Raw genomic sequence first — 12,428 nt, forward strand, 5'->3', positions numbered from 1 at the left:
TATATAAGCAAGGCGCATGCCACTAAGCATTAGGTTTACATCATGGTTGATAAGTCAGGTAATGAGCATGTATTATTCTTTTGAGTCTCTTTTACAAAGGCACAGCATGATCTGGATTCATTTGGTTATTTTATTCTCTCTCTTTCAGCTTTTAGTTTTCGTGGTTATGGTTGGAAAGGCGAGAGCGACATTTAAAATAGCAGCACCTGCAATCTCGGGTCACGATGGTTTTGAAAGATACTACCGCGTGCAAATGAACACGATTGAAATGCTGGTGATGTTTATTCCTTCAATTCTTTTAGCTGCTACTTACTGGTCTCCATATTTAATGGCCGCTCTTGGTTTAATTTATTTAATCGGAAGAGTTTTGTACTTCAGAGCGTACGTTACAAGTAAAAAAAGAACGATTCCTTTTTTAATGGGACTTATTCCCATTCTTATTTTTTTAATCCTGGGAATTCTGGGAAGTATGAGAGCGCTGATCAATGTCTAAAATACCTTACTTCGCATACGGCTCTAATATGAATCTCTCACAAATGTTAGAGCGCTGCCCTCATTCAGAAAAAATCGGCATAGGGTTTATGAACGATGCTGAGGTTTTTTTTCCAAGTTTTTACGAACCGTGGAATAGCGGAATGGCCGGGTATAAATCTTCACCTGGAAATAAAATGTGGGGAGTGATTTTTAATCTCGACGAGCGCGACCTTGAAGTCATGCGTGACTATGAAGACTATGTTCCAGGAAGAGAAGCACACTTAAACAACTACAACGAAGTCATGGTTGATATTATTTCCAATGATGAAGTCATCAAATGCATGACTTATGAATCAATCATCACGGGGAATTATAGGCCATCATTAAAATACCTTCAGGGCATTATTCACGGGGCCACTGAAAATAATTTACCTGAAGAGTACATCGAAAAACTTTCTCAAGTCCTTTAGTGTGTTTGTTACAAATTAGTAACATCAATATTTATCACTCATTCTAGTGACTTAAAAATCTATCAAAAAAAGCGAATCATTTGGACAATATTGTGCATTTTTAGGATTCGAACTTGCATGGAAGAATACATTAAGCGGCCTTTATAAAACCGTTACATGTATTAACTTCACTAGGAGAAAAATATGAACTCTACAATTTTAGCAACAGCTGCTGCTATTGGAATTACAGCGGGCACAACAGGTCATGCAATGACTATGGCAGAGATCGGAAAATTAAAACCACCATTTGTCTTAGCAGCACTTCCATATGCGGCCGGATCTCTTGCTCCAACGATTGATCAAAAGACAATGGAAATTCACCATGGCAAACATCATAAGACTTACATTGATAATTTAAATAAACTGGTTGCGGCCGAAAAAGACAAAAAAGATTTGTTATCTATTCTGACTCACTTAAAAGGTAGAGAAGCAGGAGTGAGAAACAATGCCGGTGGACACTGGAACCACACATTTTTCTGGAGCGTTTTAACTCCTGAGAAAGAAAACCAAAAAATGCCAGAGAGATTAGCAAAAGAAATTACAGCACAGTTTGGTTCTGTTGATAAATTCAAAGAAGAGTTTCAAAAAGCAGGGGCCGCTCAATTTGGTTCAGGTTGGGCCTGGCTAATTAGAGATGCCAACGGAAAACTTGCCATCACGACAACGAGTAATCAGGACAACCCATTAATGGATATCGCAGAGACAAAAGGGAGACCGATTTTCACTGTGGACGTCTGGGAGCACGCTTATTACTTAACTTACCAAAATATGCGCGCTGATTACTTAAAGTCAGTTTGGAACGTAGTTAACTGGAATCAAGTAGATGCTTACGATAGAGAAGTGACTGCTCACTAAAAAATCTTATCATCACAGGGGCCCTGGCCTCTGTGATCATAGACAAAAGGTCCGCCAGATAGTAAATATTTTCCATGGAAAAAAAGTTTTATCTGGGGCTTGATGTCGGCGGGACTAAAGTTGAAGGCGCGATCGCATTATTAGATGAGAGTTCGCACTCGATTGCTGTTTTAGCTAAAAAAAGAATTGCATGTATTCAGGAAGTGACGCCATTTATGGAGTCATTAGTTCAGTTGATTCAAGATCTTCTCACAGAGGCGGCCTTATCTTTAACTGATCTTAGAGCGATTGGAATTGGTCTTCCGGGAACGATTCACCCTAAGACAAAAATCATGTTAAACGGCAACACTCAATTTCTTATTGGTGTTGAAGTTCTAAACACTCTTCAACAAAAATTAAATACCGATATTCCCATCGTCGTTCAAAACGACGCCAATCTTTTTGCCCTAGCAGAAGCATGGGGTGGAGCAGGTAAACACTACGCCATGGCCCGTGGAGTCCCTTTCAGTGAACAAATTGTCATCGGTGTAACATTGGGAACTGGTGTTGGTGGAGGATTTGTTTCAAAAGGACAAATCTTAAATGGTGCACATGGATCTGCTTTGGAAGTGGGGCATATTGTTCTTCATTCGGGAGGAAATAAATGCTACTGCGGACAACAAGGTTGCTCAGAAACTTATTTATCAGGAACAGCAATTAATAAGAAAATGGATTCAAAGGTTCTCTTTGAAAAAGCAAACAAAGGTGAAGCCGATGTTCTGCAGACCATGATCGATTACCGCATCGACCTGGTTCAGTTCTTAAGTATTTTAAACAATCTCTTCAACCCACATTACATCGTTTTCGGTGGGGGATTGTCTGCTCAAAAAGTTTTATTCGAAGACTTAAAAACAGACCTGGAAGAAAATATTTTCCTTTCAAAAGAGTACTGCCCTGACATTTATATAAACCATCTGGGTGACAGTGCCGGACTATTTGGGGCCATGATTTATGCTAACGAAATTCTTTCTTAGTTTTTTAGTATTATGTCTTCAAAGCACTTTTGCTTCTGACGTTCTTATCTGGACTTCAAACGAAGGTGCCGCTAAAGCAATCAATGAAATCAAAGTTGATTACGAAAAAGAGTACAAACAAAAAATCATTGTAGAAGTTTTAAATAAAGACTTAACATCACTTTTTAAAACGGCCGCTTTGACTGGCAAAGGCCCCGATATTTTATTATGGGCCAATGATGTAAGCGGCGAGCTTGCTCAATCAGGATTAGTGGAACCACTTGATGAATTGCCATTTTTAACTGAAAACTTTCTTCCTGTTTCACTTAAAGCATTTAAGTACAAAGGAAGACTTTACGGTTACCCATACGCAGTTGAATCATTGGCACTTTTCTACAATAAGAACATGATTAAAACTCCACCTTCGAGCTTTGAAGAGATCGAACAAATCGCTCTTAAAATTAATAATCCTGCAAAAAAGATTTATGGATTTTTATACGACTTCAAAACATTTTTCTTCTCATTTCCAATTTTGAACGCGAGTGGCGGATATATTTTTGGTGAAGACGCAAATGGATTAAATTCAAAAGACATCGGTATCACTCATCAAGGCTTTATTGATGGATTAACTTTCCTTCAAGGCCTAAACACAAAAGGAATCATTCCCTCATCAACTGACCGCGGGATTGCTTTTGAGAATTTTAAATCAAATAAATTAGCATTCATGATTGATGGCCCATGGGCGATTAAAGACCTAAATGAAAGCCGCGTGAATTATGGCATCGCTGTCCTTCCAACATTCAAAGGCAAAGTCGCAAAACCTTTTGTCGGTGTTCACGGATTCATGGTGAGAAGATCGAGTACCAATAAATTGCGTGCAAAAGAATTCATCGAAAAATTTCTTCTCTCGAAGAAAGGAATCACCACTTTTTACAAGTTCGATAACCGTGCTCCGGCCAGAATTGATGTCCTGGATGAACTCTCAAAAACTGACCCCAAGGTCGAAATTTTAAAGAGAAGTGCCGAAAATGGTGTTGCTATGCCCAATATTCCTCAAATGGGTTCTGTCTGGACAGCTATGGGCAAAGCGTTAAGTCTGAGTTTGGAACAGAAAATGCCAGCAAAAGAGGCCTTAAACCTCGTGGTTAACCAAATCAAATAGCTATTTTTTACATTCACACCTCTAATAGGATTTTTGTTTTTTCAAATAGCGTTCCTCCGCGTATATAAGGTGAACTTATATTATCTATTAAGGAAAGAGCGATGAAACTAAACTATAAAGTTTTATGCCTAACATTTTGTTTTGTTATGATTGGGTTGGCCCAAGCTGCAACTCCATTCAAAGACGATTGGACTCAAACTTTTTATACAGATGATTCTTCAGTCTATTTAACTTTGTATCCAGATGGATTTAAACAATTAATCCGCGTGAATGCAGAATCATGTCAGCAAATTTCTAAAGTCAGTATCGTTTTAAAAAACGATTCAAAAAATAAATTCAATACGACTACAAAGTTCAAAGCACTAACAACTCCAACTGTTCCCAAAATTTATGGTTTAGATGCAGCTGATTATTGTTGGTACGAAGTAGAGGTGAGAAACCTCACATCAATCAATGGATTAAAATACGTTATTCAGATTGATGACACTCACAGTGGCTCTCCTTATTTCTTCAAGGGAATCACAAACTCACTTATTCCACTTTACCGTTTAACTCAAAACTCTGCTATCGATGCATGGATTGATCTTGGATCTTTCGGGGCCACTCCAGTTGTTGGTGGTGGTGTGTATTTTAAAATCTGGGAGCCTCTTTCAGATGAAGTGCACCTGTTTTTAAATGCTGATAAACCAGTTAAACTTTTTTCAGAGTACCCGTTAAATGATGAGCGCCGTTACCACTACGCTTACATGAAAGCAGCTAACATCAAAGACAAGTATCACTACCAGTTCGTTAAAGGTGGTAACTACGAAACTCTTGAAGTGGCAAACTTCGATACATTCAGTCCCATTAAAATTGATCCAATGGCCAGAGAGCTTGTGTACGATAACAAAGGTGGACGCTTTAACGGTTACATCAATCCTCGCGGAGTGATTGCCCGTGACAACGAATACACTTGGAAAAACGACGCTGCTTTTAATGGCATGACGGCACTTGATTACAATAACTGGATCATCTATCAGTTATGGCCTTTAACGTTTAACCCGAAAGAAATTGACGGAGCTTACGTTCAAGGAAAATTCTTAGATATCATTCCAAAAATTCCTTACCTGAGTGACCTTGGGGTCAATGCAGTTGAGCTTCTTCCTGTTCATGAAAGCAGATTTAATGCTTCATGGGGATACGCTTTGGATTCATTAATCATTTTAGAAAACACGCTTGGAACAAAAGCGGATATGAAAAAATTGGTGGATGAACTTCACGCTAAAAAAATGCGCGTGCTCTTCGATGTTGTTATCAATCACGTCAATAACACTCTTTTAAGAGAGCCAATCAACGAAACAAATAAAACGTCTAAGTTCTACGGTGGGGACACTGCCTGGGGGCCACAGCCGCGTTTTGAGAGTGTGTGGGTAAGAAAGTGGATCACTGATTCATTAATCCATTTAATCACTGAGTATCACCTTGATGGATTCCGTTTTGATATGACGGATTCAATTTTCAATAACACCAAAGGTGGATATCGTTTTCTTCAAGAATTAACTTACTTAATCAGACAAAACTCGCCGAACTTCTATAACTCAGCTGAGCAGCTTCCAAACAATGTTTGGGTCACATACCCAATCTCTGAAAATGGATTAGGCTTTGATGCTCAATGGAACGATAGATTTAAAAACTTCTTCGAGCTTGAATTCGATCACTACTCGGAAGGAAGCCGCTCGATTGACCTGACTTTTTTAGGTCATTCAATGCAAGGCCTGAGTGATCATCAAATGACTCCGGGAGTGTGGTATCCGTTTGGCCATCCACAAAGAACAGTCAACTATCTTGGAAGCCACGACTTCATTGGAAACAAAGACCCTCTTATTAGAATCGTTTCTAAATATAGAAGTAGTGAAACTGAAGACAATAATGTTTTTTCAAGAGTCAATCCTCTGGAAGAACCGGGTGATCTTCGCATTCCATTTAGAACAATTCACAATCAATTCAGTCATGCAGCGACAAGACTTGCTTACGGTATTTTATTTACGAAACCAGGTGCTTCATTATTTTATCAAGGTGAAGAATTAGCTCAGGACTTAAACATCCAGAACGAGTGGGACTATGTTGACGCTCAAAAAGGAAATAGATTTCCAAGCAAGAACGTGAACATTAACAAGTATGTCCGCTCACACCGTATGCCTTGGTACTACAATGATCTTGCTGGCGGTAAAAGAGGTCCACTTCTAAACTTCACAACAGAGGCCGAAGCTTCTTTATTTGCAGGACATAAAACGTTTTTCAAGGAAATGATCAAGTTCAAGAAAAACAATCCTGAGATCAACAATCAAGACGCTCAAAACGTGCGCATTGATAACGGGTCTAAAACTTTTTCATATGAGTTAAGAACTTCAACTGCTAATTATTTTGTCGTTGGAAATTTCAACGTTGATAATGGTGGTGCTTGGGTACAATTCCCAGGTGACAATAAAACGTGGTGGACTGAAGTGATGAACTCATCACTAAGCAAGTACGGCGGAGATGATGAAAGATTCCAAAATATCATTTCAAATCTTGGTGGAAGAAAAAATCTTCTAAGACTTAAAGGCCCGGGCTTTTATATCTTTAAAGCAGGAGCTACTTCGACGATTTCAAAAAAGTTATACTTTAGAACTCTGGCCCTAAACTGGCTGGCAAACGAAGAAACTGAACTAAAAGTGAATCCAGCAAACAGTGATGAACTGATTATAGAGCTAGCTTTTGCTAAAGCGCAGACAATTGATTTCAAGTTGGGAACAAAGAACTGGGAAGCTGATTTTGGCAAGTCGAACGACTCAAAAGCCGTGAAGTCGCTTCTTTCTGGATCTATGACGTACATCCCGAATTCTGCAAACATTAAAGCAACAGTTGCTGCTGGAAAATACTTATTTAAATTTAACATTAAAAGCTATGCCTATAGCTTAGAAAAACTTTAAAGCGAGACATGATTATGATTAACACTGAAAAGCAATTACAAGACATGGCCTATAATTACTGGTGGAGTTGGACTCAAGAAACTTGGAGTTTATTCTCATCAATTAACAAAGAAGTTTGGACTGAAACAAGAAACCCTGTTTTAGTTTTAAAGAACACAGCAAACCTTGCTGAGATCTTAAAAAATGAAGATATCAAAAAAGAAATCAACACTCTTCATACAAGACTACAAACATACTTAGAAAGAAGAGAAAAAGGGACGACTTGGTTTGCAAAAACTTACCCAACGACAAAAGGACCAATCGCGTACTTCTCAGCTGAGTACGGGATTCACGAAGCACTTCCTATTTACTCAGGTGGATTAGGAGTTCTTTCAGGAGATCATGTTAAGTCTGCTTCAGACCTTGGTATCCCAATGGTTTTCGTTGGATTATTTTATTCAAACGGATACTTCACACAAAGAATTAACGAAGAAGGAAAACAACTAGACCTTTACGGTAAATTTGATCCAGCTAATCTATCGCTTACAACTGTTAATGGTTCTGATGGATCTCCACTTGTTTTCCCTCTGGAGCTTGCTGATAGAACAATTAAAGTTCAAGCATTCAAAGCAACAGTTGGTACAAGTGAATTATACCTTCTAGATTCAAATCATCCGGACAACTCTGACTCTGACAGACTTCTAACTGCAAAACTTTACGGTGGCGACAGAGAGATGAGAATTTCTCAGGAAGTTATCCTTGGTATCGGTGGGGTAAAACTTCTTAAAGCTCTAAACATTGAGCCAGAAGCTTTCCACATGAACGAAGGTCACTCAGGTTTCTTCCAACTTGAGCGTATCAAAAACATCATGAAAGAAAAGAACTTGAACTTCGAAGAAGCTCGCGTTGTAGCAGCAGCAAACTGTCTGTTTACAACTCACACTCCAGTTCCAGCTGGTAACGAAGCTTTCAGCCTTCCATTAATGCACAAGTATTTCTACAAAATGATCAAGGGATTCGATATCTCTTGGAGACGTTTTGTTGAGCTTGGACTTGTTCCAGAAAAATCTGATTACAAGTTCTTCTCGTTAACAGTTTTTGCCATCAACGTTGCAAGATTCTTTAACGGTGTATCTGAACTTCACGGAAAGATCGCGCAGAAAATGTGGCGTGAGTCTTGGCCGAATGTTCCTGAAGTACAAAACCCAATGTCATTCATCACTAATGGTGTTCACGTTCAAACGTGGATGGCCCTTGAAACTAAGAATCTTTTAAACAAGACGATTGGTACAGGTTGGGAAGAAGAATTAGCAAACCACGACTATTGGAAAAAAATAGGAGACGTTGCTAATACTGATATCAGAGCAACAAAGATCGAACTTAAATCTAAAATGATTACTATGGTTCGTGCTCAACTTAAGAAGCAACTTGCTTCTAACAATGAACCACAAGTTGAAATAGATGCTGTTGATAACTACCTTGATGACAAAACTCTTGTAATTGGTTTCGCGAGACGTTTTGCTACATACAAGCGCGCGACTTTAATCTTTAAAGATCTAAAGAAGCTTGAAGCGCTAGTTAACAATCCAGATCGTCCGGTAGCTTTCGTATTCTCAGGAAAAGCTCACCCTCAAGACGTTCCAGGACAAAAGTACATTCAAGACATTTATAAATTCTCTCGCATGCCTCAGTTCAAAGGAAAAATCATCATCCTTGAAAACTACGACATGAACATTTCTCGTCACATGGTTTCTGGATCTGACGTATGGTTAAACAACCCACGCCGTCCAATGGAAGCATCTGGAACATCTGGACAGAAAGTGCCTATCAACTTCGGTCTGAACTTCTCTGTCCTTGATGGATGGTGGAGAGAGGCATTCGATGGAAACAATGGTTGGGCAATCGGAGAAGAAAAAGACTTCGAAAACGACGACATTCAGGATTTAGAAGACGCTCAGGATTTCTACAATACATTAGAGCAGACTATCCTTCCGCTATACTATGCTGATAAGGCAAAGGGAGAAAACGGATCATCTGCAGCTTGGATTGAAAAAACAAAAGTGTCTTTCATTACAAACATCTCTCGTTACTCAACTCATCGTATGGTTCAAGACTATATGACGAAGTTTTATAGCGAAGCGATTAAATACGGTGAGAAGTTCGCTAAGAACCCTGACCTGATTAAGACTTACGTTGATAACCGTCGTTACTTCAAAATGAACTGGAAGACGATTTACTTCTCTTACGTTCACTTTGATGGAAACCATGTTGAAGTTCACTCGAACTTCGATAAGAGTTTTAAAACGCCACTTCACCACGTTGAGTATCCTGCTGAGTACACACTTCCAGGACGCCCATTCGAAACGGCGCAAGCTCACATCCACCTTGGTCTATACCTTGGGGATATTAAGCCAGAGACAATGGTGATTGAAGCGGTTATTGCCAGCTCTAAAACTGACAAAATCGAAACTCAAAAATTCACATTGAAAGGTCCATTAGAAGATGGTGTTGGTCACTTTGAATTAAAATTCAATTCTGATGATGCTAAAACTAAAAAACTTCGTTTCAGAGTATACGGGCATGATGAATTTTTAGTTCATCCGTTCGAGTACGGTTACATGATGTGGTACTAATTAATGGATAAAGTCGGCGGTATTAAAAATTCTGGTGTTCTTTGTCACGTGACGAGTCTCTCTACTTCTTATGGAGTAGGAGACTTCGGTCCTGTTGCTTACGAGTTTATCGACCGGATGAGTGAGGCTCACCAACACTATTGGCAGATTCTTCCAATCGGAAATACAAATGATTCAGGATGCCCTTATGCAACTGACTCAGCCTTTGGATGTGCGGACTACTACATTTCTCCTGATCTTCTAAGTAAAGAGTACGATATTTCGCCTCAGGCGTTTAATAAGTATTTTTTTAATTCAGAAAGAGTAGACTTTAAAAAAGTCGCAGAAAATAAGCAAAAGATGCTTCACACCGCTTATGAAAAATTCTTGCCGAATCCTAAATATGAAGCGTTTTTAAAAGAAGAAGAAAGCTGGATTGCGGCCTACTGCCTTTTTAGAACGTTTACTGAAACTCGTGGGTTTGATTGGAAAAAATGGCCTCATTTTTCTGATGCTGAAGCTTCAATGACGGCCGCAGAAAAAGAAAAATATAATTTTCATCTATTTGTTCAGTACACATGTTTTACTCAGCTTGCTGAGCTAAAAAAATACGCTAACAAAAAAAATATCAAGCTAGTGGGAGATCTTCCTATTTTCGTTTCCTATTACAGTATGGACGTTTGGAAAAATCCAAGTCAGTTCTATTTAGATAAAGAAACTCTGGATATGAAATATGAGACAGGAGCTGCTCCTGATGGATTCTCAGCAACCGGACAAAAGTGGGGAACACCAATCTATGATTGGGAATACCAAAAGAAAGACAACTATGAATGGTGGAATGTTCGTTTAAGTTTTCTTAAGCGTTATTTCGATATTATCAGAATCGATCACTTTAGAGGATTCTGTGCAACCTGGATTTCTGAAGTCACTGCTCCAGATGCTAGTGGTGGACAGTGGTACCCAGGGCCAGGTGCTGACTTATTTAAAAACCTTCGCAATTACCCGGAAGTTATCGCTGAAGACTTAGGTTATATCACTCCTGATGTAGAGGCCCTTCGTGATGAATTTAATTTCCCAGGAATGAAAGTTTTCCAATTTCAATTAGGGGATTCAACAAACCCACATAAGCTGCAGAATTATTATTATAATTGTGTGGCCTATTCAGGGACTCATGATTGTGACACTTTGATGGGATGGTATAAACACCTGACTCCATCGGAGAGAGATACACTTAATAAAGATCTTCATGTTCAATTTCCAAATCATTGGGACTTTTTAGATATTCTTTTAAAGACTCCGGCGAAAATCGTTTTAATTCAGGTTCAGGATCTTTTAGGTCTTGGAAGTGAAGCACGATTTAATTATCCAGGCACAGTTCAGGAAACGAATTGGTCATGGAAATTAAGTTTTAAAGAAACAAAGCATATCGATTGGGAACGCTTAAGAAGATTAACGATTGATAGCAACCGCTCAGTGACGAAGGGGCAGGTATGTGGCTAAGCTACGCACTATCGATCTCGGCAATCGTTTTAGCGCTTGTTGGAATATGGATCTATGCTTTTCAAAAGAAAGACGCTTATAAGTTTTTCTTTCCGGCATTAGTGCTCTTTGTCCTATTTAGTTTAGTTCCTATCTCATACAGTATTTATGTATCATTCACGAATTTAAAGACCGGACATTTACTAGAACGCAAAAATGTTATCGAGCTTTTTGAAAACGAAAAAATGATTGAGCCGAAATCGGAGCTTTTAAATTTTCAGGTTTTCAAAGACCAGGAGGATTATCTTTTAGTTGTTGATAATCTTTCAGCGAAATTTAAAGCGAAAGATAAAAGTATTAGTCTCGGGTCTATGGCAGGCCTGCCTCCCGGTGTAACTAAAATTTCGAATGGTGATGTTCTAGACTTAATTGAAAAGAATCCTGAGATGAAGATTGTTCATCCAGCTCTTGGAGATTATTACTTCTTTAGATCTGACATCCTTGCAAAAATCAAACCTCGTTATGAGCGTCTTGGTAATGATAAGTTTAAAGATAATATTACAGGTGAAAACCTGACGGAAGACACAGAGATCGGACAGTTCAAGCTGGCCGGAGAAAGTGTGGGCCCGGGATATTATACTTTTACCGGACTGAGCAATTACAAAGAGCTCTTCTTTGATCCTGCAACTAATATGGTTTTTCTAAAGACGCTGTCGTGGACATTTGTCTGGGCCGCTCTGTCAGTGATTCTGACTTTCTCACTTGGGTCTTTCCTGGCCGTTTTATTAAATGACCTGGAAGGGAAGTCGAAGCTTATTTATAGAATGGTTTTCATCATTCCTTATTCAATCCCATTTTTTATTTCAGTCTTGATCTTTAAAGGGATGTTAAATAAAGACTTCGGTGAAGTGAATACGATTTTAAGTTACTTCTCGATTAGTCCGGTTCCTTGGTTGGAGAATAAACTATGGGCACGCGTGAGTGTTCTCATGGTGAACCTGTGGCTTGGATTCCCGTACATGCTTTTAGTGATCACCGGGATTATCCAGTCGATTCCCAAATCAATTTACGAAGCTTCATCACTTGAAGGGGCGACTAAGTTTCAGAACTTCAGGTTTTTAACTTTTCCTCTTGTGTTGCGTGCGATGATCCCACTTTTAATCGGGTCGTTTGGATTTAACTTAAACAACTTCGTTGGAATTTATCTTCTGACAGGTGGTGGCCCGGTTATGTCCGATGTCAGCACACCGATTGGGCATACAGATATTTTAATTTCTTATACCTATAGATTGGCATTTGAAGGATCACAAGGTCAGAACTTCGCTATGGCCGCGGCCGTATCAATGCTTATTTTTGTGATTGTTGTGGCATTAACTTTCTTAAACTTCAAAGTTTCAAAACTTTTAAAGAGATAA

General features: G+C 39.0%; 9 protein-coding genes. All 9 read left to right on the forward strand.

The annotated features are described in order from the left end of the window. The first annotated feature begins 61 nt into the window (after positions 1-61). Positions 62-493, forward strand: a complete 432-nt coding sequence (locus SHI21_RS14670) for an MAPEG family protein (RefSeq protein WP_323577482.1) — start codon at positions 62-64, stop codon at positions 491-493. Next, the gene (locus SHI21_RS14675) at positions 486-944 is read left to right on the forward strand and encodes a gamma-glutamylcyclotransferase family protein (RefSeq protein WP_323577483.1); all 459 of its coding nucleotides are present in this window, start codon (positions 486-488) and stop codon (positions 942-944) included. Before SHI21_RS14670 ends, SHI21_RS14675 begins: the two co-directional genes overlap by 8 nt. A 183-nt stretch (positions 945-1,127) precedes the next feature. Beyond that, a complete protein-coding gene (locus SHI21_RS14680) occupies positions 1,128-1,838 on the forward strand; it encodes a superoxide dismutase (RefSeq protein ID WP_323577484.1) in 711 nt (236 codons plus the stop codon). 74 nt (positions 1,839-1,912) lie between these two features. After that, entirely contained in the window at positions 1,913-2,851 is a 939-nt protein-coding gene (locus SHI21_RS14685; protein WP_323577486.1) for an ROK family protein, read from the forward strand. After that, entirely contained in the window at positions 2,829-3,992 is a 1,164-nt protein-coding gene (malE, locus tag SHI21_RS14690) for a maltose/maltodextrin ABC transporter substrate-binding protein MalE (RefSeq protein WP_323577487.1), read from the forward strand. Before SHI21_RS14685 ends, malE begins: the two co-directional genes overlap by 23 nt. 101 nt (positions 3,993-4,093) lie before the next feature. Beyond that, positions 4,094-6,943, forward strand: a complete 2,850-nt coding sequence (locus SHI21_RS14695; RefSeq protein ID WP_323577489.1) for an alpha-amylase family glycosyl hydrolase — start codon at positions 4,094-4,096, stop codon at positions 6,941-6,943. A 14-nt stretch (positions 6,944-6,957) separates the two neighbouring features. After that, complete coding sequence (gene glgP, locus SHI21_RS14700; RefSeq protein ID WP_323577490.1) at positions 6,958-9,555, forward strand: alpha-glucan family phosphorylase; 2,598 nt, start codon at positions 6,958-6,960, stop codon at positions 9,553-9,555. A gap of 3 nt (positions 9,556-9,558) precedes the next feature. Further along, the gene (gene malQ, locus SHI21_RS14705; protein ID WP_323577491.1) at positions 9,559-11,034 is read left to right on the forward strand and encodes a 4-alpha-glucanotransferase; all 1,476 of its coding nucleotides are present in this window, start codon (positions 9,559-9,561) and stop codon (positions 11,032-11,034) included. Continuing rightward, the gene (locus SHI21_RS14710) at positions 11,025-12,428 is read left to right on the forward strand and encodes an ABC transporter permease subunit (protein ID WP_323577492.1); all 1,404 of its coding nucleotides are present in this window, start codon (positions 11,025-11,027) and stop codon (positions 12,426-12,428) included. Before malQ ends, SHI21_RS14710 begins: the two co-directional genes overlap by 10 nt.

It is taken from the genome of Bacteriovorax sp. PP10, assembly GCF_035013165.1.
Classification (GTDB): Bacteria; Bdellovibrionota; Bacteriovoracia; order Bacteriovoracales; family Bacteriovoracaceae; genus Bacteriovorax; species Bacteriovorax antarcticus.